Origin of the sequence: Kitasatospora griseola, assembly GCF_044999035.1 — a bacterium.
GTDB classification, from domain to species: domain Bacteria; phylum Actinomycetota; class Actinomycetes; order Streptomycetales; family Streptomycetaceae; genus Kitasatospora; species Kitasatospora griseola.
Genome location: NZ_CP173360.1, coordinates 3,254,532 through 3,279,523 on the forward strand (window position 1 = coordinate 3,254,532; position 24,992 = coordinate 3,279,523).

The 24,992-nt window shown below is 71.8% G+C and carries 26 protein-coding genes; 5 read left to right on the forward strand and 21 right to left on the reverse strand.

Annotated features, from left to right (window positions below):
* Positions 1-35 precede the first annotated feature (35 nt).
* Positions 36-428: an SCO5389 family protein gene (locus ACI1MP_RS14510; RefSeq protein ID WP_043916048.1), complete on the reverse strand. Its 393-nt coding sequence runs from the start codon at positions 426-428 to the stop codon at positions 36-38.
* A gap of 534 nt (positions 429-962) precedes the next feature.
* On the opposite strand from ACI1MP_RS14510, the gene nucS reads away from it, so the two are divergent.
* From nucS to ACI1MP_RS14530, 4 genes are all read left to right on the forward strand, one after another.
* On the forward strand, positions 963-1,622 hold the full coding sequence (gene nucS / locus ACI1MP_RS14515) for an endonuclease NucS (protein WP_043916047.1): 660 nt from the start codon (positions 963-965) through the stop codon (positions 1,620-1,622).
* Positions 1,623-1,694: 72 nt separating this feature from the next.
* A complete protein-coding gene (locus ACI1MP_RS14520) occupies positions 1,695-2,342 on the forward strand; it encodes a hypothetical protein (RefSeq protein WP_380333949.1) in 648 nt (215 codons plus the stop codon).
* 13 nt (positions 2,343-2,355) lie between these two features.
* The gene (locus ACI1MP_RS14525) at positions 2,356-3,546 is read left to right on the forward strand and encodes a nucleotidyl transferase AbiEii/AbiGii toxin family protein (RefSeq protein WP_380333948.1); all 1,191 of its coding nucleotides are present in this window, start codon (positions 2,356-2,358) and stop codon (positions 3,544-3,546) included.
* A 124-nt stretch (positions 3,547-3,670) separates the two neighbouring features.
* Positions 3,671-4,312, forward strand: a complete 642-nt coding sequence (locus ACI1MP_RS14530) for a hypothetical protein (RefSeq protein ID WP_404868812.1) — start codon at positions 3,671-3,673, stop codon at positions 4,310-4,312.
* 20 nt (positions 4,313-4,332) lie between these two features.
* On the opposite strand, the gene ACI1MP_RS14535 is transcribed toward ACI1MP_RS14530, so the two are convergent.
* The 5 genes from ACI1MP_RS14535 to ACI1MP_RS14555 all read right to left on the reverse strand — a co-directional run bounded on the left by ACI1MP_RS14535 (position 4,333) and on the right by ACI1MP_RS14555 (position 10,300).
* The gene (locus ACI1MP_RS14535) at positions 4,333-5,229 is read right to left on the reverse strand and encodes an IS982 family transposase (RefSeq protein WP_404868813.1); all 897 of its coding nucleotides are present in this window, start codon (positions 5,227-5,229) and stop codon (positions 4,333-4,335) included.
* Positions 5,230-5,304: 75 nt separating this feature from the next.
* Positions 5,305-7,509: an ATP-binding protein gene (locus ACI1MP_RS14540; protein ID WP_404868814.1), complete on the reverse strand. Its 2,205-nt coding sequence runs from the start codon at positions 7,507-7,509 to the stop codon at positions 5,305-5,307.
* A 106-nt stretch (positions 7,510-7,615) separates the two neighbouring features.
* Complete coding sequence (locus tag ACI1MP_RS14545) at positions 7,616-7,951, reverse strand: STAS domain-containing protein (RefSeq protein ID WP_189270962.1); 336 nt, start codon at positions 7,949-7,951, stop codon at positions 7,616-7,618.
* 505 nt (positions 7,952-8,456) lie between these two features.
* Positions 8,457-9,113, reverse strand: coding sequence for a response regulator (locus ACI1MP_RS14550; RefSeq protein WP_380333945.1), 657 nt, complete (start codon positions 9,111-9,113; stop codon positions 8,457-8,459).
* Positions 9,110-10,300 carry a sensor histidine kinase gene (locus ACI1MP_RS14555; RefSeq protein ID WP_380333944.1) on the reverse strand — a complete coding sequence of 397 codons (1,191 nt, stop codon included), beginning with the start codon at positions 10,298-10,300 and terminating at the stop codon, positions 9,110-9,112. The genes ACI1MP_RS14550 and ACI1MP_RS14555 overlap by 4 nt, the downstream gene beginning before the upstream one ends.
* A 123-nt stretch (positions 10,301-10,423) precedes the next feature.
* Here ACI1MP_RS14555 and ACI1MP_RS14560 point away from each other — a divergent pair, with 123 nt between their 5' ends.
* Entirely contained in the window at positions 10,424-10,954 is a 531-nt protein-coding gene (locus ACI1MP_RS14560; protein WP_404868815.1) for a hypothetical protein, read from the forward strand.
* 7 nt (positions 10,955-10,961) lie between these two features.
* Here ACI1MP_RS14560 and ACI1MP_RS14565 read toward each other — a convergent pair whose 3' ends face one another.
* From ACI1MP_RS14565 to ACI1MP_RS14635, 15 genes are all read right to left on the reverse strand, one after another.
* Complete coding sequence (locus tag ACI1MP_RS14565) at positions 10,962-11,534, reverse strand: cob(I)yrinic acid a,c-diamide adenosyltransferase (protein WP_363472568.1); 573 nt, start codon at positions 11,532-11,534, stop codon at positions 10,962-10,964.
* 112 nt (positions 11,535-11,646) lie between these two features.
* Positions 11,647-12,147, reverse strand: a complete 501-nt coding sequence (locus tag ACI1MP_RS14570; RefSeq protein ID WP_035866161.1) for a DUF2550 domain-containing protein — start codon at positions 12,145-12,147, stop codon at positions 11,647-11,649.
* Between the two features lie 127 nt (positions 12,148-12,274).
* Complete coding sequence (locus tag ACI1MP_RS14575; protein WP_189270967.1) at positions 12,275-12,658, reverse strand: F0F1 ATP synthase subunit epsilon; 384 nt, start codon at positions 12,656-12,658, stop codon at positions 12,275-12,277.
* 219 nt (positions 12,659-12,877) lie between these two features.
* Positions 12,878-14,320: a F0F1 ATP synthase subunit beta gene (gene atpD, locus ACI1MP_RS14580; protein ID WP_043916037.1), complete on the reverse strand. Its 1,443-nt coding sequence runs from the start codon at positions 14,318-14,320 to the stop codon at positions 12,878-12,880.
* A 1-nt stretch (position 14,321) separates the two neighbouring features.
* Positions 14,322-15,236: a F0F1 ATP synthase subunit gamma gene (locus ACI1MP_RS14585; protein ID WP_363472572.1), complete on the reverse strand. Its 915-nt coding sequence runs from the start codon at positions 15,234-15,236 to the stop codon at positions 14,322-14,324.
* A 32-nt stretch (positions 15,237-15,268) separates the two neighbouring features.
* Positions 15,269-16,843, reverse strand: coding sequence for a F0F1 ATP synthase subunit alpha (atpA, locus tag ACI1MP_RS14590; protein WP_043916035.1), 1,575 nt, complete (start codon positions 16,841-16,843; stop codon positions 15,269-15,271).
* A 154-nt stretch (positions 16,844-16,997) separates the two neighbouring features.
* Positions 16,998-17,813 (reverse strand): F0F1 ATP synthase subunit delta, encoded by an 816-nt coding sequence (locus ACI1MP_RS14595; protein WP_043916034.1) that lies wholly within the window; start codon positions 17,811-17,813, stop codon positions 16,998-17,000.
* Entirely contained in the window at positions 17,810-18,367 is a 558-nt protein-coding gene (locus ACI1MP_RS14600) for a F0F1 ATP synthase subunit B (RefSeq protein WP_043916033.1), read from the reverse strand. The genes ACI1MP_RS14595 and ACI1MP_RS14600 overlap by 4 nt, the downstream gene beginning before the upstream one ends.
* 41 nt (positions 18,368-18,408) lie before the next feature.
* A complete protein-coding gene (gene atpE / locus ACI1MP_RS14605) occupies positions 18,409-18,636 on the reverse strand; it encodes an ATP synthase F0 subunit C (RefSeq protein WP_043916032.1) in 228 nt (75 codons plus the stop codon).
* Positions 18,637-18,716: 80 nt separating this feature from the next.
* Entirely contained in the window at positions 18,717-19,529 is an 813-nt protein-coding gene (gene atpB, locus ACI1MP_RS14610) for a F0F1 ATP synthase subunit A (RefSeq protein ID WP_369880280.1), read from the reverse strand.
* A 279-nt stretch (positions 19,530-19,808) separates the two neighbouring features.
* Entirely contained in the window at positions 19,809-20,231 is a 423-nt protein-coding gene (locus ACI1MP_RS14615) for a hypothetical protein (RefSeq protein WP_380333942.1), read from the reverse strand.
* Between the two features lie 280 nt (positions 20,232-20,511).
* On the reverse strand, positions 20,512-21,843 hold the full coding sequence (locus ACI1MP_RS14620) for a glycosyltransferase family 4 protein (RefSeq protein ID WP_380333941.1): 1,332 nt from the start codon (positions 21,841-21,843) through the stop codon (positions 20,512-20,514).
* Positions 21,844-21,993: 150 nt separating this feature from the next.
* The gene (gene glyA / locus ACI1MP_RS14625; protein ID WP_100588009.1) at positions 21,994-23,256 is read right to left on the reverse strand and encodes a serine hydroxymethyltransferase; all 1,263 of its coding nucleotides are present in this window, start codon (positions 23,254-23,256) and stop codon (positions 21,994-21,996) included.
* Between the two features lie 207 nt (positions 23,257-23,463).
* Positions 23,464-24,099, reverse strand: a complete 636-nt coding sequence (locus tag ACI1MP_RS14630; protein WP_100588116.1) for a protein-tyrosine-phosphatase — start codon at positions 24,097-24,099, stop codon at positions 23,464-23,466.
* A 32-nt stretch (positions 24,100-24,131) separates the two neighbouring features.
* A complete protein-coding gene (locus tag ACI1MP_RS14635; protein ID WP_043916028.1) occupies positions 24,132-24,779 on the reverse strand; it encodes an L-threonylcarbamoyladenylate synthase in 648 nt (215 codons plus the stop codon).
* Positions 24,780-24,992: the final 213 nt, after the last annotated feature.

Consider the following 24,992-nt stretch of genomic DNA (forward strand, 5'->3'; position numbering starts at 1 on the left):
GGGGCGGCCCGGTGCCGGGCGGCGCCGAGTCGGCGTCAGCAGTCGCGCAACTCCGGCGACTGGTTGAGCAGTTGGGCCCGGACCGAGGTGAATCGGGCGAGCCGGTCGGCGGTGTCGGGGCCGGGGGCGAAGACCGCGACCCGGTGGCAGTTCTGGAAGGCCAGCTGGACGCCGAAGTGGCGCTGCAGGGCTCCACGGATGGCGTCGCTGGCCATCGCCCGGAGCAGCTGTCCGCGCTCCTGCTCACTCGGCGGGGGGACCTCGTTGTCGGCGAAGTCGGTTCCGTCGACCTTGAGTTGGGCCACCAGCGAGCTGATCATGTCCCAGGCGTAGGGCAGCGAGGTGCGGACACAGTCGACGAACTCCCGCTCGTCGACCTCGCCTCGTTCGGCCTTCTCCAACAGGGCCGGTGAGACGTCGAGCGACATGGGTTCTCCTCTCACGGTCCGCCCCGACGGATTCGACGGGGCGGTCGTACCGGGGTGCTGAGGGTGCGTTGGACGTGCGGTGGACCACGCGCGATGTTCGAATGCCGACGGCGCGACGGAGCTGGGGGATGCCGCCGCGTAATCGAGGTCCTGGCCAGGGGGTCAGACCAGCGTGTCAGTCCTTCCCGGACCCGGCTGGAGAATCCGGGGATTGCCACCCGAATCGCCGTGCCGCAGCCGAGATTGGCCGGAATCAGTTGTGCACCGACCCTGTACGCCGAGCTGGCCCGGCTCACCGGTGGTGGCCGTGCGATCACCATGTTTCGCCCCTCCCGGCCGACCCACACCCGGTCTGCGGACACTCGCTTCAAACGGCCTCCGGGCCCGCCTCCCGACAGCCGCCTGTCTCGGGAATCGCGCCCCCTCGACCCACTGCACGCCGGCGCACCCCTCCCCCTCCGCACGCCCCCTCCCTGCGCCCGCCGAAATCGAACAGGGACGGGGGCACTCCCGGCGGGCCGTAGGCTTGTCCCCATGCGTCTTGTAATCGCCAAGTGCACCGTGGACTACGCGGGCCGCCTCGCTGCACATCTGCCCTCCGCCGTGCGCCTGGTGATCGTGAAGGCCGACGGGAGCGTCAGCATCCACGCCGACGACCGGGCCTACAAGCCGCTGAACTGGATGTCCCCGCCGTGCTCCCTGAAGGAGACCGAGGGGGTGTGGACGGTCACCAACAAGGCCGGCGAGAAGCTGATCATCACCCTGGAGGACGTCCACCACGACTCCAGCCACGAGCTCGGCGTCGACCCCGGCCTGGTGAAGGACGGCGTCGAGGCCCACCTGCAGGAGCTCCTCGCCGACCGGATGGAGGTCCTCGGCGCCGGCTGGCAGCTGATCCGCCGCGAGTACCCCACCGCGATCGGCCCCGTCGACATCCTCTGCCGCGACTCCGACGGCGCCACCGTCGCCATCGAGATCAAGCGCCGCGGCGAGATCGACGGCGTCGAGCAGCTCACCCGCTACCTCGACCTGCTCAACCGCGACCCGCTGCTCGCCCCGGTCAAGGGCGTCTTCGCCGCCCAGGAGATCAAGCCGCAGGCCCGCGTGCTGGCCACCGACCGCGGCATCGGCTGCGTCGTCCTCGACTACGACGAGCTGCGCGGCATCGACGACGACAAGCTCAAGCTGTTCTGACCCCGGCGGCGACGAACCCGCGGCGGGCCCCCCGGCGGGCCGCCGCCCGCGCCCGCCTGCCAGGATCACCGCATGCCCGTGCGAAGCGCTGAACCGGTCGGCCGGTACGAGACCCATCTCACGCTGGCCCCGGCCGAGGTCGACGCACTGGCCGCATGGGCGGCCGCGCACGGCCTGGAGTTCACCCACATCCTGCTGGCCCGCGGCCGGCACCCCTCGCAGCCGATGCTGTCCTGGCAGGGCGACGGCACCCTGGCCGCCCAGCACCGCCGCGCCGCCGCCGAGACGGCCCGCCTGCGCGCCGCCGGGTTCACCCCGGTCCGGGTGAAGATCGAGGCCGCGCCCTGGACCCCGGGCGTCCCCGGCACCGACGCGGAGGCCGAACAGGCCGACGCCGCCTGCTACTTCGAGCACCACGTGAAGGTCCGACTGGCCCCGGACGTCCCTCGCGACGCCCTGGTGCGGGCCGCCGGCGGCCACCACGCCCACGTCTCCTGGAACGCCCGCCGCACCGAACCCGGCGGCCACCGCCAGTACTTCGTCACCCAGCGCTGCCACCGCCTCGGCCTGACCACCGCCGGCGCCCGCCTGGACCGCCTCACCGCCGCGCTGACCGCCGCGGGCTTCCCGCCGCTGAAGGTCACCCGCGAGTACGTGGTCCACGACTCGGCGCTCGCGCTGGACTCCGGCTGGCTCGACGACGCCCCGACCACCGCCTGATCGAGGAGCTCCCGTGACCGACCACCGCCTGCTGCCCGAAGACCGTCGCCACCGGCCGAGCACGCACCTCGCGATCGACGACCCGCGGGCCGTCCAGCCCGCGGTCTTCGACCCGGCCCTGAAGCAGTTCGACAACGCCTACCGGGCCGGCGACCCGCAGTTCACCGACCCCGACCTCACCGCCGCCTGGTACGCGGCCCGCCGCACCGCGATGGACACCGTCCTCGCCGCCGTCGCCGCCTCCGCCTGGGCCGACCACCTGGTGCTGCGCGGCTCCGTGGTGCTGAAGGCCTGGCTCGGCGACGCCGCCCGCGAGCCCGGCGACCTGGACTTCGTCGTCACCCCCGCCGACCGGATGCTCGACGACCCGCGCACCGGGGACCTGTTCGACGACCTCACCCGCGCCGTCTGCGCCACCACCGGCCCCGTCCGCTTCCTGGCCGAGCAGACCGCCACCGAGGACATCTGGACGTACGAAAGGGCCCCCGGCCGCCGCCTGGTGCTCGTCTGGACGGCCGACGGCCTGCCCGACGGCACCGTCCAGCTCGACTTCGTCTTCAACGAGGATCTGCCCCTTCCCGCCGAACCCCTGGAAGTCGCCCCCGGCGCCGTGCTGAACGTCGCCGGACGCGAACTCTCGCTCGCCTGGAAGCTCCTGTGGCTCGCCACCGACCGCTACCCGCAGGGCAAGGACCTGTACGACGCCGCCCTGCTGGCCCGCTCGACCGGCCTGCGCTACCAGGTGCTGCGGGACGTCTTCGTCACCGGCGAGGCCCACTACGCCGAGGACCCGGTGGGCCCGGACAGCGTCCCTTCCGAGACCGACTGGTCGAACTTCGCCGCCGAGTACCCGCAGTTGGCCGGCGAGGAGTCCGACCACGCCCGCCACCTGGCCGAGGCCCTCGCGCCGACCTTCGCGGAGGTCCCCGACGCCGACCGCGCAGCCTGGTGGCGCGAGGGCTGGCTCGGACCCGTCCGCCGCCTGCACGCCGAACAGGGCTTCGCCGCCGCCCAGGCCTGGCTGGCCGCCCGCCGGGCACCGCTCCAACTGGCCCACCGCCTCACCGCCGAGGCCCTCGGCCCCGCCGCCCCCGAGCACCTCGGCGCGGCCATGCTCGACTGCCCTGCCTGGTCCTGGTACGCCGACCAGGCCGCGGGCGGGCGGCTCTCCGCGGAGACCGTCGACGCCTGGCTCCGCGACTGACCCCGCCGCCCTTCCAGTGGATTTGCCCGCCCGGGACCCCCGATTCGGTTAGGCGGGCCCACGCTGCCGGAATCCCTGAACGGCAGAGGGCCGCAAGGCCCCCCCACCGAAGGGAGCCGTCAGCGTGCACCACGTCATCCGCAGGTTCGCCCCGCTCGCCGTCGCCGTCGCGACGACCGCCGTCGCGACCGTCCTTCCCGCGCCGCCCGCGCATGCCGCGCCCGCGCTGTTCGGCCCGGCGGCGCTCGGCATCCGGTTCGATCCGGACGGCGACCCGGGCCAGTGCGGCGGACGCCAGGGCGAGCAGTGGCACCCCAACGGCGAGTGGACCGACGAGATCGTCCTCGACACCGACGACCGCCCGGGCGGCTGCCTGCTCGCCTTCGGCCTGTTCGACCCGCAGAACCAGCTGGGCTCGGCCTCCGTCCGGTACGCCTGGACGACCCTGCCCGGCACCGGCCCGGGCCAGTGCGCCAACCAGGGCGACTACCGGATGCCCGCCTCGCCCACGGCCCGCGCCTTCGGCCCGTCGATCCGCATCGACACCGACAGCCGACCGGGCGGGTGCGTCCTCACTTTCATCGTGGCGGACACCCCGTCCGTCTCCCTCGACATCCAGTACGCCGGGAACGGCGACGTCCGCCAGTGCGGCGGCGCACTCCCCAACGACCGCTTCACCGCCGCCCCGGGCCACCCGGTGCCGCTCACCGTGGACACCGACAACCGCCGCGGCGGCTGCCGGCTCCAGCTCCGGCTCAACGTCTAGACGAGTAGTTCCGAAGTCAGTCAGTGGTCGTAGGCGATGAGTGAGCGGGTGACGGGTCGGCCGGTGGTGCGGTTGTGCCAGATCGCGCAGGTCATCGCCAGGAGTCGCTGGCCGACCCGGGCGCCGACGCCTTCGATGGTGCGCCCGCCGTGCTGTTCGAGGCCGAGTTGGCCTTTGAGGGTGTCGTTGACGGACTCGATCAGCTGACGGACGGACTTCAGCAGGTGTTCGCCGGGGCGTGGGGTGCTGGTCCGGTAGGACGGTCGCAGCAGTTGGGCGCCGTGCTGGTCGAGGAAGCGGTCGAGTTCGGCGGAGACGTAGCCCTTGTCGGCGAGGATCAGCAGGCCGGGCCGTTCGCGGACGAGGTCGGGTTCGGTCTCGATCAACGCGGCCAGCACCTCGCGTTCGTCGACTTTCGGGCCGGCCAGGGCCCAGGTGACGGGCAGTCCGGCCGGGGTGCACACGAGGTGGAGTTTCAGGCCCCAGAACCAGCGGGAGTGGGATCGGCTGTAGCCGTAGCCGGCCCATCCGGCGAGGTCGGAGCGTCGGACGGTGTCGCGGGAGCGGCCGCATTCGACCGGGGTGGAGTCGGTGATCCACACCGGGTCGGCCCACAGGTCGGTGGCCTTCGCGAGGTCGCGGACGGCCTGCTGGAGCAGGGGCCGGGCGGCACGCAGGCGCTTGTTGTAGGCCGGGCGCTGGGGCAGGTTCGGGAACATGCCGCGCAGGTGGGCGTGGGCGAATCGGATCCAGCGGGCCTCGGAGTGGTGGCCGAGCAGCACTTGGGCCACGGCCAGGCAGACGAGCTCGGAGTCCGTCAGCCGCGGCGGGCGGCCCAACCCCCGTGTTCGGGGCAGGTGATCGTCGATTTGCACGTAGAGTGCGGTCAGGAGGGTGTCCAGCTCTTCGGTCGTCACAACCCGAATGTTGGACACCCTTCCTGCATGCCCGGAGCAGAACCGGCAAACCCAACCGACTTCGGAACTACTCGTCTAGCCGGCGGCCGGGCTGCCCGACGGATCCGGGGAGGTCGCCGGCGCGGAGCTCGGCGGAGTGCTGGACGGCGGCGGGCTGGCGGGCTGGGTGGCCGGCTTGGTGTTCTGCGGCGGCGAACTCGTCTGCGGCGGCGAGGTCCTGGTGCTGGTCGCCGTCGCGGTCGACTTCGTGCCGGTCGGGCTGCTGCTCGGCCGGTGGGTGGCGGAGGGGCTGTCACCGGCCGACTCGGTCGGGCTCTCGGACGGCGTCGCGCTGTCGCTCGCCGACGGCCGGGGGCTGGCGCTGGGCCGGGGACTGGTGGTCGCGTCCGGCACGGGGATGTCGTCGGCGGAGCTGCCGGGCCGCTTGCCGGCGGGGGCGTCCTCGCTGCTGACGGCCACGCCGATCGCGGTGCCGAGCACGCCGAGCGCCATCACCGCGGCGCCCGCCGCCAGGGCGGTCTTCCGGGCCCCGGCAGGGGCCCGCTTGCGCAGCCGGGCCGGCACCTGGGCGATCGCCCGGATGGTGCGCCGCCCGCGCACCGGCTGGGTGTCGCCGACGGTGAGCGCCGCGGTCTCCTCCAGCCGGATCACGTCGAGCATCCGCCGCGCCACCGCCCCGCCGCGCTGGTCACCGGCGGCGGCCCGCAGCGCGAGCGCCGCCTCCAGCTCGCCGACGGCCCGCTGCGGGTTGCCGACGCACAGCGCGTACACGCCCAACTCGTGGTGGAACCAGCCCTGTTCGGCCGTCGCGCCGAGCATCCGGGCGGCCTCCAGGCCGAGTTGCAGGGCCCGCTCCCAGGCGCCCCAACGCAGCGACAGGGCGAGCGCGGGTGCGGCGGCCCGGGCCAGCCGCAGCACCTGCTCGGGGCGGTCGGCGTTCCGCTCGGCGCGCAGCACCGCGAGGATCACCTCGGCCTCGGCGGCGATCTGGCGGGTCGTCACCGAGGCGTGCCCGACCCACCAGGACAGGTGCTCGGCCGCGCCGTGCGCGACGCCGCCGGCGGCGAACGGGGCCGGCTGCCCGTCCGCGTCGGACTCCAGTTCGGGCAGCAGCACGGCCAGCACGCCCTCGGTGAGCCGGTGGTGGCCGCCCACCGACACCGCCAGGCCGTGGTCCACCAGCTCCTGCAGTGCGCTCTCGCCGAGACCGACGTCGATCAGCGCGGGCAGGTGCGGCGCGGTCGGGCACTCCCCCTCCAGCGCCAGCGCCAGCCGCAGCACCCGCCGGGCCGGCTCGCTCAGCCCCTGCACCAGCAACCGGGCCGGCGCGGCACTCTCCCCGACCGACGGCAGCGGCACCCCGGCCCGCAGCTCGGTCTCCAACTCGGCCGGATCACCCGGGAGTTCGTACTCCTGCGCGAACCCGAAGACGCTCCGCCGGTCCTCCTGCGCGGCGACCAGCGCGTCCACCGCGACGTCCCGCTGCCGCAGCAGCGCCGCCGCCCGGACGAAGCGCAGCGGCAGGCCCTCCGACTCGAACCACAGGTCCACCGCCCAGGCCCGCTCCGCCTCGTCCAGCTGACGGCCCGCCAGCCGCGCCGCGAGAGTCAGGCACGCCGGCCGCGACAGGCCCGCCACCAGGTGCTCCCGCAGCCGCGAACCGGGCGGCGACGGCGGCGCGTCCGGCGCGGTGCTGATCAGGAACGCGCACTCGGGGGCGATCGCCAGCAGCTCCTCCAGCTCCTCGCCGGACGGCTCCACATCGTCGATCACCACCACCGCGGCCACCCCGGCCAGCAGTTCGACCAGCTGCTCCCGGTCGGGCCGGAAGTCCGGCGCGTGGTGGGTCGCCGCGAACAGGTCCTGCAACAAGTCGGCGGACGTCCTGCGGTAGCCGCTCAGCCGCACCACGCCGTCCGGCGCCAACTCCCCCGCGACCTCGGCGACCGCCGCGAGCAACGCGGAGCGGCCCGACCCGGCCTGCCCGACCAGCCGCACCGAACGGCCCTCCCGGAGCTGCCCGAGCACCGCCGCGACGTCGCCGTCCCGGTCCAGCAGCGGCAGGTCTCCGGGCCCGGCCCCCAACGCGAGCGGCCCCACCGCGGCGGTCGGCCCCAACTCCGGCCGTGCCTGCACCAACCCGCGGATCCGCCGAGGCTGCGGCAGCCACTCGTCCGGACAGTGCCGCGCCTCCGACCCCTCCGGCCCCCCGACCACCACCAGCCGCTCACCGCTGACCAGTTCCCCACCCCGCGGGCGTATCCCACTCGGCTGACCCACGTCGCTGCTCCCCGCCACTCGGACACCTGACCGGAGACTTTCCCACATGACCGAACCGGGTCAACACACCGGGTAGTTGCGGGGAGAGGAGAACGCAGCCGGGCGATCAGCTCAGCGCGGGCAGCGTCGTCCCCACCGGGTCCTGAACCGCCCCCTCCACCGCCAGGATGCGGTGCAGTCGGGTCGCCACCAGCAGCCGCTGGAGTTGCATCGGCACGTCCCGCAGGACCAGTCGCCGCCCGGCCCGGCCGGCCCGGCGGTGGGTGCCCATGATGACGCCGAGGCCGGTCGCGTCCCAGGATTCGAGCCGGCCGAGGTCGAGGACGAAGTCGCCCTCGCCGCCGTCGACCGCGGCGTGCAGCAGCGCCTTGGCGTCGGCGGCGCTGCGCACGTCGAGCCGCCCTTCGACGGCCAGTCCGGTGTGGTCGCCGCTGATGCGCACGCTGTCCTCCTCCTCGGCCGTGTGCCGTTGTCCGTCCGCCGCGTTGCGCCTGCCGCCCGTCCCGTGCCCCAGGGATCGACCGCGCCATGTTCCGGGCCGGTTGTGCACCGGCCCCTTCCTGAATCTGACGGTCGACCAGTTCCGCAGGTTGCTGTCACCCGGCGGACTGTCCCTCAACTTCACCCGTCCGAGGGAATATACGCAGGAACACCTGGTACCTACGCTCGATTACCGCCCAAATCACCCGTCTGCGCGGTGCTCCGTGAGCAAACTCACCCGGAGGGTGCGGGCGGCCCGTGCGGGGCCGGTCGTGCGGTCATCTGGTCCTCCCGGGGGCACGCGGAGGGCTCGCCCGGGCCGGGCGGCACCGACCGCCCGACGGGGAGCCACATCGCTCTGCGCCGGACTCTAGTAGCAGCACGCGCCCCGTGGTGCGTTCCGACAGTGTGATCTGCACCGGAACGGGTGTGATCTGCGCCCCTCCCCCGGGTTGCGCCGTCGGCCGTCACCGCTCCCCGGGAACGGGCACTCCCCACTCCTGCGCGAGGATCGCGGCCTGCACCCGGCTGCGCTGCCCGAGCTTCGCCAGGATCCGGGTGACGTGCGTCTTGGTGGTGGCCTCCGCCGTGCCGAGCCGGTGGGCGATCTCCGCGTTGGACAGGCCCGCCCCGAGGCAGCCGAGCACCTCGCGCTCCTTGGGCGTCAGCGCGCCGAGGGCCGTCGCGTCCGCCGCCGGCGCCGCCGCGGGCCGGGCGAACGAGGCGATCAGCCGCCGGGTGACGGACGGCGCGAGCATGCCGTCGCCGCGGGCGACCGTGCGGACGCCCTCGACCAGGGTGTCCGCCTCCAGGTCCTTGAGCAGGAACCCGGCGGCGCCGGCCCGCAGCGCGCCCCACACGTACTCGTCGAGGTCGAAGGTGGTGAGCACCAGCACCTGCGCCGCCCCGGCCTCCACCACCCGGCGGGTCGCGGCGACGCCGTCCAGCCGGGGCATCTGGACGTCCATCAGGACGACGTCGGGCCGCAGTTCCAGCGCGAGCCGCACCGCCTGTTCGCCGTCCGCGGCCTCGCCGACCACCTGCAGGTCGTCCTCGGCCCGGAGGATCATCACCAGCGCCGCCCGGACGGCCGCCTGGTCCTCCGCCACCAGTACCCGGATCATTCCCGCTCCCCGCTCGCCGTCCGCGGCAGCACCGCCCGGACCCGCCACGTCTGCCCGTCCGGCCCGGCGTCGAACTCGCCGCCGAGCAGCTGGGCCCGCTCTCCCATGCCGACCAGCCCGGCCCTCGCCCCGGGCACCGCCCGGCCCTCGCCGGCCCGGTACGGGGACTCCACGGTGATCTCCAACTCCCGCTCCCCGTACCGGATGCACAGCCGGACCGGGCCGGGTGCGGCGTGCTTGACGGCGTTGGTCAGCGACTCCTGGACGATCCGGTACGCGGCGAGTTCGACCGGCGCGGGCAGTTCGCCCGGCTCGCCGTGCTGCTCCGCCCCGAACCGCAGCCCGGCCGACCGCCCGGCTGCCGCAGCCTGCTCCAGCAGCACGTCCACCGCCGCCAACCGCGGCGCGGCGTAGGGCTCTTCGGGCGTGGCCTCGCGCAGCAGGCCGATCATCCGACGCATCTCGGCGAGGCCCTGCACGCTGTTCTCCCGGATCACCGCGAGCGCCTCCACCAACGGCTCGTCCGCCGCCCGCACCTGACGGCGCGCCACCGCCTGCGCGCCGGTGGCGTGGATGGCGATCGCCGACAGGTGGTTGGCGATCACGTCGTGCAGTTCGCGGGCCATCCGGGCCCGCTCGGCGACCACCGCGCCGCGCCGGTCCAGCTCCGCGAGCAGCGCGGTCTGCTCGGCGCGCAGCCGCTCCGCCTCGGCGACCTCCCGGTGCCGGCGCAGCAGGTCCGCCGTCCACACCGGGGAGAGGAAGATCAACCCGCAGAACACGGCGACCAGCAGCGCCTCGGACAGCGAGGCGTACCGCCACGTCAGGCCGGTCAGCACCACGGTGGTGGCGGCGCCCGACAGCTGCAGGACCCGGCTCATCCGCGCCGGGCCGTACAGCACGGCCGCGTACAGCAGGTCGGTGTACAGCAGCATCGTCGGCACCAGCGAGCCGAAGTACACGGCGACGCCGAACACCACGCCGCCGACGCTGACCGTCCACACCGTCCACCGGCGGCGCACCAGCGACAGCCCGGCCATCGCCACCAGCGGCAGCACCGACGCCCACGCCGACCACCCGGGCCGCCGGTCGTACGCGCCGACCGCGATCAGCAGCAGGCCGCCGAGCAGCCCGGCCACGGCGATGGCCACGTCCTGCCCGCGCTCGGAGAGTCTCACCCGACCCATCCCAGCACCCCTTCCGGCCCGCCGGGACGACCGCTCGGACGACCCGCCGTCCGACGAACGTCTGACAGCCCGGTCCACCGGCCGGACGACGACGGCGCACCCGCGCGCGAGGAGGATCGAAGCATGGTTTCCCTGATCGTGGCCGGCGAGGCCGGCTTCTGGGTGGTGCTGGCGGCGGGGCTGCTGGCCCGCTACGCGCTGCGCCTGCGCCGCACCGGTCTGGCGTTGCTGGCGCTGTTGCCGGTGGTCGATCTGGTGATCCTCGGCGCCACCGTCGCCGATCTGCGCGGCGGCGCCACCGCCGACTGGACGCACGGCCTGGCCGCCGCCTACGTCGGCTTCTCGGTCGCCTACGGGCACCGCCTGGTCCGCTGGGCCGACGGCCACGCCGCGCACCGGCTGGCCGGCGGCCCCAAGCCTCCCGGCATGCCCAAGTACGGTGCGCCGCGGGCCCGTTACGAGTGGGGCGTGTTCCTGCTGACGCTCCTGGCCGCGGCCGTCACGGTGGCGCTGGTCGCCGCCGTCCAGTGGCTGGTCGGCGACGCCGCGCGCACCGCGGCGCTGGATTCCTGGTACCCGAAGACGGCCCTGGTGGTCGGCATCAACCTGGTCGTCGCCGCCAGCTACACGGTCTTCCCCAAGCGGGCGAAGTAGCCGGAGGTCAGCGGTTCTCGCCGGGCACCCACAGCACGTCGCCGCGCTCCTTGTTGGCCGTGCGCGCCAGGATGAACAGCAGGTCGGACAGCCGGTTCAGGTACTTCGCGGTCAGCGGGTTGATGTCGTCGCCGTGCGTCTCGATCGCCGCCCAGGTGGCCCGCTCGGCCCGCCGCACCACGGTGCACGCCAGGTGCAGGTACGCGGCGCCGGGGGTGCCGCCGGGCAGGATGAAGCTGCGCAGCTTCTCCAACTCCGCCAGGAACCGGTCGCAGTCCCCCTCCAGCCGGTCGATGTAGGACTGCTCGACGCGCAGCGGCGGGTACTTGGGGTCCTCGACGATCGGCGTCGCCAGGTCCGCGCCCACGTCGAACAGGTCGTTCTGGATCCGGGTCAGCACCGTCACCAGTTCGCCGTCCAGCGCCCCGGCGGCCAGTGCCACGCCGATCGCCGCGTTGGCCTCGTTGGTGTCGGCGTACGCGATCAGCCGCGGGTCGGTCTTGGTGGTCCGGCTCATGTCGCCGAGCGCGGTCGTGCCGTCGTCCCCGGTGCGGGTGTAGATGCGCGTCAGGTTCACCATGCCCGCAGCCTAGCGCGCACGTCGGAAGCAGTGGACGCGAGCCGCGTCACGCTCCCCCGACCGCGGCTCGGGCGAGGTCGACCCTCCCGGCCCCGCTCCAGGGGTCTCGTCGCTACGCGACGTTGACCCGCTGCCCGGGCGGGGCGGCCTCCAGCCAGGCCAGGAAGCCGGTCAGCGCGTCGTCGCTCATCGCGAGCTCCAGCGGCGCGCCCCGGTGCAGGCAGCGCAGCACCACCGAGCCGGAGAGCAGGGCGAGTTCCTCCTGCCCCTGCGGGTAGCGGCGGCCCAGCACCTCGATCTCGGTGCGCGGCAGGACCCGTCGCGGCCGGGGCGCGTAGGAGAACACCCGGAACCACTCGATGGAGTCGCCGCTGTACCGGCCGATACCAAAAACCCACCCCTTGCCGTCGGTCTGTGGGACCGGGGCCGAGGTGGGTTGGCCGTTCTCGTCGAGATCCGGCTGCGTGGAGGCGTCCGCCGGCATTTTCAAGCGGTAGGAGCAGTCGAAGGTGCCGCCCACCCGCTGGATGAGGCGGCGGCGTACCGCGAAGCCGACCAGGCCCGCGATGGCGAGGACCACTACCGACGCGCACACCACAAGGGCGAGGACCACGCTCACCTACCTCCTCGCTGCCTTCATCCCCGTTGACGGCCGACGACGGCCGCCCATTCCTACCAACTGATACGACAGTCCCGAGGACACGCTCCAGGCGTCCCCGGGACCGTCGCTGAGACCAGGCTCAGTGATGCGCCTTCAGGCCGCCGGCGGCGACCAGTCGGACCTCGGCGCGACGCTCGGCGTGCGAGTCGGCGTCGGCCTTGGCGTTCTCCAGCGCGCGCTCGGCGCGGGCGACGTCGATCTCGTCGGCCAGCTCGGCGATCTCGGCGAGGATCGACAGCTTGTTGTCGGCGAACGAGATGAAGCCGCCGTGCACCGCCGCGATGATGGTGCCCTCGGAGACGGTGCGGATGGTGACCGGGCCGGTCTCCAGCACGCTCAGCACCGGGGTGTGACCCGGCATGATGCCGGTGTCGCCGGAGGCCGTACGGGCAACAACGATGGTGGCCGCACCGGACCACACCTTGCGGTCGGCTGCGACCAGCTCGACGTGCAGCTCAGCCAACGTGGGCTCCTTGGCTCTTGCCGGGCCTCGGCCACCCGGGCGAACGGGCGGCTGAGCTCTCGGCAGTTTCGGTAAGAATAACGGTCACGCGCCCCCGGAACGAAACCAAGGGCGGGTAAATGACCGGGATCACAGCAGTTCCAGCGGTGAGGGGTGGCCCCCGACGAGAGCCGGGAACCACCCCTCAACGGTTGGGTCTGCGGTGCGACCGGTCTGCGGTTACTTCTTCAGCAGCTCGGCGGCGTTGCGCTCGAGGTCGTCGATGCCACCGCACATGAAGAAGGCCTGCTCCGGGACGTGGTCGTACTTGCCGTCCGCGATGGCGTTGAAGGCCTCGATGGTCTCCGACAGCGGAACGGTCGAGCCCTCGACACCGGTGAACTGCTTCGCCACGTAGGTGTTCTGCGAGAGGAAGCGCTCGATGCGGCGGGCACGCTGCACCGTGATCTTGTCTTCCTCGGACAGCTCGTCGATACCGAGGATCGCGATGATGTCCTGCAGGTCCTTGTACTTCTGCAGGATCCCCTTGATACGGATGGCCGTGTCGTAGTGGGTCTGCGCGATGTACCGCGGGTCGAGGATGCGGGACGTGGAGTCCAGCGGGTCGACGGCCGGGTAGATGCCCTTCTCCGAGATCGGGCGCGACAGAACGGTGGTCGCGTCCAGGTGGGCGAAGGTGGTGGCCGGCGCCGGGTCGGTCAGGTCGTCCGCGGGGACGTAGATCGCCTGCATCGAGGTGATCGAGTGACCGCGGGTCGAGGTGATGCGCTCCTGCAGGAGGCCCATCTCGTCGGCCAGGTTCGGCTGGTAACCCACCGCGGAGGGCATACGGCCGAGCAGGGTCGACACCTCGGAACCGGCCTGGGTGAACCGGAAGATGTTGTCGATGAAGAGGAGCACGTCCTGCTTCTCGACGTCGCGGAAGTACTCCGCCATGGTCAGCGCGGAGAGCGCGACGCGCAGACGGGTGCCCGGCGGCTCGTCCATCTGGCCGAAGACCAGCGCGGTCTTGTCCAGAACGCCCGAGTCGACCATCTCGTCGATGAGGTCGTTGCCCTCACGGGTGCGCTCACCGACACCGGCGAACACCGACACACCACCGAAGTTCTCGGCGACGCGGTAGATCATCTCCTGGATCAGAACGGTCTTGCCGACACCGGCACCACCGAACAGACCGATCTTGCCACCCTGAACGTACGGGGTGAGCAGGTCGATGACCTTGATGCCGGTCTCGAACATCTCGGTCTTCGACTCGAGCTCGGAGAAGTTCGGGGCCTTGCGGTGGATCGGCCACTTGACCTCGACGGAGGCCTCGAACTCGGCCTTGTCGACGTTCAGCACCTCACCGAGGGCGTTGAAGACCTTGCCCTTGGTGATCTGGCCGACCGGGACGGAGATCGCCGAACCGGTGTCGGTGACCTGCGAGCCGCGGACCAGGCCGTCGGTCGGCTGCATCGAGATGCCGCGGACCAGGCCGTCGCCGAGGTGCTGGGCAACCTCGAGGGTCAGGGTCTTCTTGCCCGAGCCGTCGGGGTTGTCCACCTCGACGTGCAGGGCGTTGAACATGTCCGGAATAGCGTCGACGGGGAACTCCACGTCGACGACCGGGCCGATGACCCGCGCGACGCGGCCCGTCGCCGTGGTCTCAACAGTGGTGGTCATATCATTCGCTCCCCGCGCTAGCGTCGGCCAGCGCGTTCGCGCCGCCCACGATCTCGCTGATTTCCTGGGTGATCTCGGCCTGACGGGCCGAGTTGGCAAGCCGCGTCAGCGACTTGATGAGCTCGCCGGCGTTGTCGGTCGCGCTCTTCATCGCACGCCGACGGGCGGCGTGCTCGGAGGCGGCCGACTGCAGGAGAGCGTTGTAGATCCGGCTCTCGACGTACCGCGGCAGCAGGGCGTCGAGGACGCCTTCGGCCGACGGTTCGAAGTCGTACAGCGGGAAGATCTCGTTCTTCGCCGGCGACTTGTCGCTGAGCTCGACCTCGTCGAGCTTCAGCGGCAGCAGTCGGGCGTCCACGGCGGTCTGCGTCAGCATCGACACGAACTCGGTCGACACCAGGTGCAGCTCGTCCACGCCACCGGTCTCCGCGGTGAAGGCCTCGATGAGGTCCGCCGCGACGGCCTTCGCGTCCCCGTAGGTCGGCTTGTCCGAGAAGCCCGTCCACGAGTTCGCGACCGCGAGGTTGCGGAACCCGTAGTACCCGACGCCCTTGCGGCCGACGATGTACGTGACCACTTCCTTGCCCTCTTCGCGGAGGCGGGCGGCGAGCGCCAGCGACTGCTTGATGGCGTTGGTCGAGTAGCCGCCCGCCAGACCGCGGTCCGCCGTCACCAGCAGCACGGCGGCGCGCGAGGCGCTCGGGTTCTCGGTGGTCAGCGGGTGCTTCGCGTTGGACCGGGTGGCCACCGCGGTCACCGCACGGGTGAGCTCATCGGCGTACGGGGTGGAGGCGGCCACCGCGCGCTGCGCCTTGACGATGCGCGACGCGGAGATCATCTCCATCGCCTTGGTGATCTTCTTCGTCGCGGTGACGGAGCGGATGCGGCGCTTGTAGACCCGAAGCTGTGCTCCCATGGGTCGTTACGTCCTTTCCCTCGCTACCGGACTCAGGCCTGCTCGGAGAGCAGCTTGCCGTCCGCCGTGGTGTAACCCTGCTTGAACGAGGTGATCGCCGCGGTCAGCGCGTCGATGGTGCCGTCCTCGAGCTTCTGGGTCTCGGCGATGCCGGTCAGGATGCCCTTGTGCTCCAGGCGCAGGTGGTCCAGGAACTCGCGCTCGAAGCGACGGATCTCGGCGACCGGGACGTCGTCCAGCTTGCCGGTGGTGCCGGCCCAGATCGAGACGACCTGGTCCTCGACCGCGAACGGCTGGTACTGGCCCTGCTTCAGCAGCTCGACCATGCGCGCACCGCGCTCCAGCTGGGCCTTGGAGGCCGCGTCCAGGTCGGAACCGAAGGCGGCGAACGCCTCCAGCTCGCGGTACTGGGCCAGGTCCAGGCGCAGGCGGCCGGCGACCGACTTCATGGCCTTGATCTGGGCGGAGCCACCGACGCGGGAGACCGAGATACCGACGTTCACGGCCGGGCGGATGCCGGCGTTGAACAGGTCGGACTCCAGGAAGCACTGGCCGTCGGTGATGGAGATGACGTTGGTCGGGATGTACGCCGAGACGTCGTTGGCCTTGGTCTCGATGATCGGCAGACCGGTCATCGAGCCGCCGCCGAGGGCGTCGTTCAGCTTGGCGCAGCGCTCCAGCAGGCGGGAGTGCAGGTAGAAGACGTCACCCGGGTAGGCCTCGCGGCCCGGCGGGCGGCGCAGCAGCAGGGAGACGGAGCGGTAGGCCTCGGCCTGCTTCGACAGGTCGTCGAAGACGATGAGGACGTGCTTGCCGTCGTACATCCACTCCTGGCCGATGGCCGAACCGGTGTACGGGGCGAGGTACTTGAAGCCGGCCGGGTCGGAGGCGGGAGCAGCCACGATGGTGGTGTACTCCAGCGCGCCGGCCTCCTCCAGGGCGCCGCGGACGGACGCGATGGTGGAGCCCTTCTGGCCCACGGCGACGTAGATGCAGCGGACCTGCTTCTCCGGGTCGCCCGAACGCCAGTTGTCGCGCTGGTTGATGATGGTGTCGACGGCGACGGCGGTCTTGCCGGTCTGACGGTCACCGATGATCAGCTGGCGCTGGCCGCGGCCGATCGGGGTCATCGCGTCGATGGCCTTGATGCCGGTCTGCAGCGGCTGCTTGACCGACTTGCGGGCCATGACGCCGGGGGCCTGCAGCTCCAGGGCGCGACGGCCGGTGGAGGCGATGTCGCCCAGGCCGTCGATCGGGTTGCCCAGCGGGTCCACGACGCGACCGAGGTAGCCGTCGCCGACCGGAACCGAGAGGACCTCGCCGGTGCGGCGCACGGTCTGGCCCTCTTCGATGCCGCCGAACTCACCGAGGATGACGACACCGATCTCGCGGGTGTCGAGGTTCAGCGCGAGGCCGAGCGTGCCGTCCTCGAACTTCAGCAGCTCGTTCGCCATGACCGAGGGCAGGCCCTCGACATGCGCGATGCCGTCCGCAGCGTCAGTGACCTTGCCGACCTCTTCCACAGAAGCGGCGTCCGGCTGGTACGACTGGACAAAGTCGGCCAGCGCGTCCCGGATCTCCTCCGGACGGATCGTAAGCTCCGCCATCAGGCTTCCCTGCTCTCCTAGTTTGCGATCCTCGGCCCGCCATTGAGGGCCGCAAGTGCTCGACTCTCGGCCGGGTCGAGTGAACCGGCCGTACGTTTTGCCGGCCCACCTGGTGTGGACCGACGCCCGACCGAGGGTCGGATAGTGCTGGTGCTCAGCCTTCGAGGCCCTGGCGAGCGCCTTCGAGGCGGCTCGCGACCGTGCCGTCGATGACCTCGTCGCCGATCTGGACCCGGACACCGCCCTGGACCTCGGGGTCCACGTCGATGTTCAGGTGCACCGAACGGCCGTGCAGGCCGGCCAGGGCAGCGGCGAGCCGCTCCTTCTGGCGGTCCGACAGCGGCACGGCGGTGGTGACCAGGGCCACCACGCGGCCACGCCGGGAGGCGGCGAGCTTGGAGTAGGACTCCAGGCCACCCTCCAGGCTACGGCCCCGGGGGACCGTGACCAGGCTGGTGACCAGGCGGACGGTGCCCGCGTTGGCCTTGCCGCCGAGGAGCTTGCGGATCAGCTCCTTCTTGGCGGCCGTGTCGGCCTTCGGCTCGGTCAGCGCGGCACGCAGCTCGTGCGAGCCCGCCACCACCCGGCCGAACCGGAACAGCTCGTCCTCGACGTCGTCCAGCGCGCCCGCCTTGTCGGCGGCGATGACCTCGGCGTACGCGGTCAGCTGCTCGGCCGCGTCGGCCAGGTCACGCGAACCCGACCAGCGCGAGCGGACCAGGCCGGAGACCAGGTCGACGGTCTCGCCGGAGACCTGACCGGCCAGCAGCGAGGTGACCAGCTGGGCCTTGTCCTGACCGGACCGGGACGGGTCGGTCAGCACGCGGCGCAGCGACACCTCGCGGTCCAGCAGCGCGGTGACGGCAGCGAGTTCCTCGGCGAGCTTGGCCGCGTCCACCGAAGTGTTGTCGGTCAGGCTCTCGAGGTTCTCGCGACCGGCGGCGAGGGCCTCGCGGCTCGCGCCGATCACTTGGACGCACCCTGGGCAGCGGCGGCCTTGGACTCCAGCTCGTCCAGGAAGCGGTCGATGACACCGCTCTGGCGGGCGTGGTCCTCCAGGGACTCACCGACGATGCGGGAAGCCAGCTGGGAGGCCAGCGAGCCCACGTCCTGGCGCAGGGCGGCGGTCGCCTGCTTCTTGTCGGCGTCGATCTGCGCGTGGCCGGCGGCGACGATGGCCTCGCGCTGACGCTGGCCCTCCTCGCGCATCTCGGCGATCAGGACAGCACCCTGCTCACGGGCGTGCTCGGTGATCCGAGCGGCCTCGTGTCGCGCCTCGGCCAGCTCGGCACGGTACTGCTCAAGCATGGCCTGGGCCTCGGCCTGAGCGGTCTCCGCGCGCTTCATGCCGCCTTCGATGGCGTCACGGCGCTCCTCCAGCACCTTCTCGATGCTGGGGAGGAGCTTCTTGCCGAGAAGACCGAAGACGATGAAGAAGCAGAGCAGGCCGATGATGACCTCGGGCCACGCGGGGAGAAGAGGGTTCATCTTCTCTTCAGCCGCGAGGAGAACCTCGGGGGTCATATCAGAACCTTTCGTCGGAATTGACTACCGGTGCGCCTGGCTCACTGGCCGTAGACGAACGGCATGACGATGCCGATCAGGGCGAGGGCCTCGGTCAGGGCGAAGCCGATGAACATGTTGGAGCGGATCAGGCCGGCAGCCTCGGGCTGACGGGCCATCGCCTGCACGCCGTTACCGAAGATCAGACCGACGCCGATGCCGGGGCCGATCGCGGCGAGGCCGTAGCCGATGGAAGCGACGGAACCGGACACAGCAGCGAGAGCGGACATCTCAGCTAATCCTTTGCGGGGATGGGATACCGGTGGGTGTTGGCCACCGGGAGTTCAGGGCGCGGCCGGGGCCGCGGGGCTCAGTGCGCCTCTTCCAGGGCACCGGCGATGTAGCTGCTGGCGAGCATCACGAAGATGTACGCCTGCAGGAACTGCACCAGCAGCTCGAAACCGGTCAGACCGACGGCCACCACGAAGGACACCGAGCCGTACAGGGCGCCGATGCTGGGGCTCAGCAGGTACCACGAAGCCACCGAGAAGACGACGATCAGCAGGTGACCGGCGAACATGTTGGCGAAGGCTCGGACCGCGAGGGTGAAGGGGCGCACGAAGATGTTCGAGAAGAACTCGATCGGCACCAGGATGAACATGACCCAGCCCGGGATGCCCGACGGCCAGCAGAGGTTCTTCATGCCGCCGACGAAGCCGTGCTTCTTGAAGGTCAGCGTCATGTAGGTGATCCACACGATCGCCGCGAGCCCGACCGGGAACGCGATGCGTGACATCACCGGGAACTGGGCGAACGGGATGATGGACATGATGTTCATGATCCACACGAAGAAGAACATCGAGACCAGCATCGGGACGTACTTCTCGCCCTTTTTGCCGATCGTCTCGAGCACGATGCTCCGCTTGACGAAGTCGTACCCGATCTCGCCGACCAGCTGGAGCTTGCCCGGAAGCAGCTTCGGCTTGGCGAACGCGGCCCAGAAGAAGCCGACCACCAGGAGTGCGCAGATGATCGACAGCAGCATCGGCTTGGTGAAGTCGACGCCACCGACCGTGAAGATCGGCTTGAAGTCGAACTCGTTCAGGCCGGGGGCCGGGAAGCCGCAGCCGGAGTTCAGGTGGCAACCGGCCTCGGAGGCGAGCTGGACGTCAGCACCCACCACAGACTCCTTCGTTCTGACGCATGGTTACGGCAACCTCGGTGTGTCGGCGTGGCCTGCGGCCACGGTGCGGCACTGGAACTAGTTGGATTTCTCGCGGACCCGACACGGCGCGTATCTCCGCCGCGGGATCTTCGAAAGCTTCGTGGAGCCGGGGGGCGATCCGTCCGATTCTCGGAGAGACCTGGCCGCATCCCGTACTCCGCCGTTGGGACGGACGATAGCAGTCCGTCAGGAGGGCATAAACACCGCCCCCCTCGCGAGGGGGACAGCCGGCCCCGCTCACGGTTGACGCCCGGATTTCGGCTTGTCGTCGGGTTCCACGTAATAGATCTTCGCCTTCAGCGCGCCCCTCACCTGGAACGCCGTCCAGATGATCGCGAGGCCGAGCAGGGTGAACCCGAAGACCTTGCGGTCGAAGAACGTCAGATGCTTGGCCACCGCGAGCAGGATGCCGATCGCGAAGATCTGGGTCGTGTAGACCAGCAGCCCGGCGGCCATCATCATCTGCGGGTTGTTCCGGGTCAGGCGGTCGAGCGCGAGTTGGCCGAAGCTGAAGAAGCCCAGCACCACCACGGTCGCGAGCAGCGCGCCGAGCAGGCCCTTCCCCTGGGCGACGGCGAAGGAGATCGCCATGGCGATCACTCCGGCGGCCGCAGTGGGAATTGCGGCGCCACGGAGGATCCGGGCGTCGTGGGACGGCATGTCGGCAGCTCCGCAGGCATGTCGGTGGCAAGGGGCAGTGAACTCAGGGCGAGAACCACGCCGCGGACCGCCCGTTTCGGCGAGCCCGTCGAGGGAGACCGACCAGGGACGGAAGTCCTCCACCTGTCAGGTCTTTCGGCGTGTTCTCGGTACTCGTGAACGGTATCACAAACTATTTGATGAGAGCTTTACCATGAACGTGTGGCACCTGTCACACCGCGGGCGCGCGAGTGCCGCCGAACGGGTGCCGCCGAACGGCCCAACGGGAGTTGACGATTCGTCAGTCCTGCCGCTCACCCCGTCGGCCGGACGCCGTCGCACCCGTCCCGATTCGTCCCAGCAGGGCCTTGTCCTCGGCCGACAGCTCGGCCATCGCGGACGCCTCGGCGACGCCCTCGGCGTCCTCGACGCCGGTCTCCGCCCCGACCGGCCCGGCGGCCCGCTCGCCGCTGCGGTAGCGGGGCGGCACGAACGGCTGGACGGCCTTCGGGGCGCGCGGGCGGAAGCGCGGCATCAGCAGCACCGCGAGGCCCGCCAGGCACAGGCCCGCCATGGCGAGGACCACCGTGCGGCCGGTGTTGGTGACCGAGACCGCGACGGTGCCGAAGGCGATCAGCGCGGCCCAGAAGTACATGATCAGCACGGCCCGGCTGTGCGAGTGCCCGACCTCCAGCAGCCGGTGGTGCAGGTGCTGCTTGTCCGCCGCGAACGGCGACTTGCCCGCCCAGGTGCGGCGCACCACAGCCAGCAGCAGGTCGGCCAGCGGCAGCGCGATCACCGTCAGCGGCAGGATCAGCGGGATGTAGATCGGCACCAGGGCATGGATGGCGCTGGTCTGCGAACCGGTCCGGGCCGAGATCAGGTCGGGGTCGACGCGGCCGGTGATGGAGATCGCGGCGACTGCCAGCATCAGGCCCAGCATCATCGAGCCGGAGTCGCCCATGAAGATCCGCGCCGGGTGCAGGTTGTGCGGCAGGAAGCCCAGGCACATGCCGATCAGCACGGCGGTGAACAGCGCGGCGGGAGCGGCGTCGTTGATCCCGTAACCCAGCCAGAGCCGGTACGAGTACAGGAAGAACGCGATCGCGGCGATGCACACCATGCCCGCCGCCAGGCCGTCCAGGCCGTCGATGAAGTTCACCGCGTTCACCATCACGACGACCAGCGTGACGGAGATGAGCATGCCCTGGGTGGGGGTGAAGGTGACGGTGCCGTAGCCGGGCACCGGGATGGAGATCACCGTGACGCCCTGCCAGACCATCACGCCGGCCGCGATCATCTGACCGCCGAGCTTCACCAGCGCGTCCACGCCCCACTTGTCGTCCAGGACGCCCAGCACGAACATGATCCCGGCCCCGGACAGCAGCGCCTTGACGTCCGCGCTCTGGACGAACAGCCGCCCCAGGTTGGTGAGTTGGGAGGCCGCCAGCAGGCCCGCCAGCAGGCCGCCGAACATCGCGATGCCGCCCAGCCGCGGAGTCGGTTCGCGGTGCACGTCACGCGCCCGCACGGCGGGCATCGCGCCGGCCGCGATCGCGAACTTCCGCACCGGGCTGACCAGCAGGTAGGTCACCGCCGCGGAGACGAACAGGACCAGCAGATACTCACGCACCACTGGCCTCCAGGGTCGCGGTCCGACGGACGAGTACGCAGGGTACTCCCGCGCAGGTTCGGGGTTCGAGGTGCGTCGCCACGCTGCACACCTTATTGACTCCGACGCCCGGGCCCCGCATCGCGGTTCGCCTCCGCGGCCGGCGAATGCTCAGCGACGCCCGGCGAAGGCCTGCGCGAGCTCCCGGACCCGGCCCCGGACCGAGGCCGGATCGGCCCCGGCGAGCACCCGTCCGAGCAGCTCACCGACCTCGCCGAGCTCCGCCTCCGCCATTCCCTGGGCGGCGCACGTCCCGGTGCCCAGCCGGATCCCGGAGGTCTCGGTGGGCGGCGCGGGGTCGTACGGAACGGCGCACCGTCCGAGCATCAACCCGGCGGCCGCGCACCGGCGTTCGGCCTCCACGCCGGTCAGGCCGAGGCCGCCGACCTCGGCGGTCACCAGGTGGGTGTCGGTGCCGCCGGTGAGCGGCGCGGCCCCGGCGGCGGCCAGCGCGGCGGCCAGCGCCCGCGCCCCGGCCACCGCCCGGCGGGCGTACTCGGCGAAGCCGGGGGTGCCGGCCTGGGCCAGCGCCACCGCCTTGGCGGCCACCTCGTTCATCGCCGCCCCGCCCTGGCAGAACGGGAACACCGCCCGGTCGATCCGGTCGGCCAGCTCGCGGGTGCACAGCAGCAGGCCGCCGCGCGGGCCGCGCAGCAGCTTGTGGGTGGCCACCACGGTGACGTCCGCGTACGGCACCGGGGAGGGCGCCAGGCCGGCCGCGACCAGGCCGGCGCTCTGCCCGGCGGTGGCGATCAGGTAGGCGTCGACCTCGTCGGCGATCTCCCGGAAGGCCGCCCAGTCGAGGTGCCGGGGGTAGGAGATGCCGCCTGCGACGATCGCCTTGGGACGGTGCTCGTGGGCCAGCCGGCGGACCTGCTCCAGGTCGACCAGGCCGTCCTCCTCGCGCACCCCGTAGCCGTGGAACTGGAACCACCGGCCGGAGAAGTTGGCCCGCGAGCCGGCGCTCAGGTGGCCGCCGTGCTCCAGCGACATCGCCAGCACCGCGTCGCCCGGCCGCAGCAGCGCCGCGTAGGCCGCCAGGACGGCCGAAGTCGCGGACCGGGGCTGGACGTTGGCGTGCGGGGCGGCGAACAGCTCACGGGCCCGGTCGACCGCCAGCAGTTCGACGGTGTCGGCGGGCGCGCAGCCGGTGTGGTGGCGGCGGCCGGGGTAGCCCTCGGCGTACTTGTCGACCAGTGGGCCGGCCAGCGCCGCCAGCACCGCGGGGGTGGCCAGGTTCTCGCCGGCCAGCAGTTGCAGGGAATCGGCCCGGCGCTCGTCCTCGGCGGTGAGCAGGTCGGCGATCAGTGGGTCCGCCGCACGCAGGGCCTCGGCGGCCTGCCAGTGGGTCTGTCGGGCATCGGCAACCGTCATGCTGCAGCTCCCGGGTGGGGGGTCCCCCCAGCCGAAGGCGAGGGGGCCGGTGCGGGCGGAGATTCCTCCAGCCTAGGTCGGCCCCGGGCGCCGGGCCCGCCCCCACGCGCGGGACTGGGCCTTTCGGCCGCGCCCCGGTCACCTGCATCTCCCGGGCACACAGGCTTCACAATTTCTCCACCGAAACTTTAGTGGAGGGCGCTCAACTCACCGGTCCACGCCGGTCAGTGCGGTCACCACCGGGTCCAGCGCGTCGAATATCTCCTCGCCGCAGTTGCGGAACATGCCGATCGGCGCCCCGTAAGGGTCCCTCAGCTCGTCCGATTCCGGTGAGGCGGCCAGCAGCCAGCCGCGCAGGGCGGCGGCCGAGCGGACCAGCGCGCGGGCGCGTTCGGTCAGTCGCGCGCCGTCCCTGGGGTCCGGCAGGGTCCGCGGATCGACCCTTTGCACCAACCGGGTGAACTCCTTCAGCGTGAAGGTGCGCAGACCCGCCGCGTGCCCCATCGAGATCACCTGCGCGCGGTGGTCCAGGGTCGCGGTCAGCACCAGGTCGGCGTCGATCACGTGCTCGTCGAGCAGCTCCCGCCCGGCGAAGTCGCCGCTGTCCGCGCCGTACTCGCCCAGCACGGTGGCCGCGTGCGCCTCCATCGGGGCGCCCTCGTGGCCCCAGGTGCCGGCGCTCTCCACCACGATCCGGCGGCCCACCCGGACGCCGAGCCGGGAGTCCAGCTCCAGCCGGGCCAGCCGCTCGGCGATCGGCGAGCGGCAGATGTTGCCGGTGCAGACGAAGAGGATCTTGAAGGTGTCCAGCGGGAGCGGCCCGGACGCCGGATACGGCGCCAGGGCGCTCCCCGCTCCGTACAAGGGGGCGGCGGTCAACTGCCGGCCTCGACGTCCGGAGCGACCTCCCTCAGCTGCTCGACGCTGATCGCGCCCGCCCGCAGCACCACCGGCACCTTGCCGGTGACGTCGACGATGGTGGAGGCCGTCGCGTAGTCGGCCGTCCCGCCGTCGAGGTAGATCGACACCGCGTCGCCGAGCTGCGCCTCGGCCGCGTCGCAGGTGGACGGCGAGGGGCCGCCGGTCTTGTTCGCGGAGGACACCGCGAGCGGGCCGGTGGCGTTCAGCAGCTCCAGCGCGACCGGGTGCAGCGGCATCCGGACCGCGACGGTGCCCCGGGTCTCGCCCAGGTCCCAGCGCAGCGACGGCTGGTGCCGGGCCACCAGGGTCAGGCCGCCCGGCCAGAACGCGTCCACCAGCTCCCAGGCCTGCTCGGAGAAGTCGGTGACCAGCCCGTGCAGGGTGGTCGGCGAACCGACCAGCACGGGCGAGGGCATGTTCCGCCCGCGCCCCTTGGCCGCCAGCAGCGCGCCCACCGCGTCCGGCGAGAACGCGTCGGCGGCGATCCCGTACAGCGTGTCGGTCGGCACCACCACCAGCTCCCCGCGGCGAATCGCCGTGGCGGCCTCACGCAGCCCGCTGGCGCGGTCCTGGGCGTCGGAGCAGTCGTATCGGCGGCTCATCGGAGCAATCCCCTTCCGGTGCTTTCAGTGGTGGTCTACAGCGAAGCGCGTCGCGCAGTCGTACTGCGCCTGATGATCACAGCGAGGCCCTTCGGGCCGCTGTGCCGCGCCTGACGTTCACAACGGCGCCCTTCGGGCCGTCGTACCGCGCCTGATGTTCACAACGACGCCCTTCGGACCGTTGTCCTGCGCCTGATGTTCACAACGACGCCC

What these genes read in the sequence shown, in the direction of transcription:
- atpE (WP_043916032.1), bottom strand. Translation starts at nt 18,636, where the DNA reads ATGTCCGCTCTCGCTGCTGTGTCCGGTTCCGTCGCTTCCATCGGCTAC.
- ACI1MP_RS14550 (WP_380333945.1), bottom strand. Translation starts at nt 9,113, where the DNA reads ATGATCCGGGTACTGGTGGCGGAGGACCAGGCGGCCGTCCGGGCGGCG.
- ACI1MP_RS14565 (WP_363472568.1), bottom strand. Translation starts at nt 11,534, where the DNA reads ATGGTGAACCTGACGCGCATCTACACCCGCACCGGGGACGACGGCACG.
- glyA (WP_100588009.1), bottom strand. Translation starts at nt 23,256, where the DNA reads ATGACGGTTGCCGATGCCCGACAGACCCACTGGCAGGCCGCCGAGGCC.
- ACI1MP_RS14520 (WP_380333949.1), top strand. Translation starts at nt 1,695, where the DNA reads ATGCCCGTGCGAAGCGCTGAACCGGTCGGCCGGTACGAGACCCATCTC.
- atpD (WP_043916037.1), bottom strand. Translation starts at nt 14,320, where the DNA reads ATGACCACCACTGTTGAGACCACGGCGACGGGCCGCGTCGCGCGGGTC.
- ACI1MP_RS14560 (WP_404868815.1), top strand. Translation starts at nt 10,424, where the DNA reads ATGGTTTCCCTGATCGTGGCCGGCGAGGCCGGCTTCTGGGTGGTGCTG.
- ACI1MP_RS14555 (WP_380333944.1), bottom strand. Translation starts at nt 10,300, where the DNA reads ATGGGTCGGGTGAGACTCTCCGAGCGCGGGCAGGACGTGGCCATCGCC.
- atpA (WP_043916035.1), bottom strand. Translation starts at nt 16,843, where the DNA reads ATGGCGGAGCTTACGATCCGTCCGGAGGAGATCCGGGACGCGCTGGCC.
- ACI1MP_RS14585 (WP_363472572.1), bottom strand. Translation starts at nt 15,236, where the DNA reads ATGGGAGCACAGCTTCGGGTCTACAAGCGCCGCATCCGCTCCGTCACC.
- ACI1MP_RS14615 (WP_380333942.1), bottom strand. Translation starts at nt 20,231, where the DNA reads ATGCCGTCCCACGACGCCCGGATCCTCCGTGGCGCCGCAATTCCCACT.
- ACI1MP_RS14635 (WP_043916028.1), bottom strand. Translation starts at nt 24,779, where the DNA reads ATGAGCCGCCGATACGACTGCTCCGACGCCCAGGACCGCGCCAGCGGG.
- ACI1MP_RS14600 (WP_043916033.1), bottom strand. Translation starts at nt 18,367, where the DNA reads ATGACCCCCGAGGTTCTCCTCGCGGCTGAAGAGAAGATGAACCCTCTT.
- nucS (WP_043916047.1), top strand. Translation starts at nt 963, where the DNA reads ATGCGTCTTGTAATCGCCAAGTGCACCGTGGACTACGCGGGCCGCCTC.
- ACI1MP_RS14510 (WP_043916048.1), bottom strand. Translation starts at nt 428, where the DNA reads ATGTCGCTCGACGTCTCACCGGCCCTGTTGGAGAAGGCCGAACGAGGC.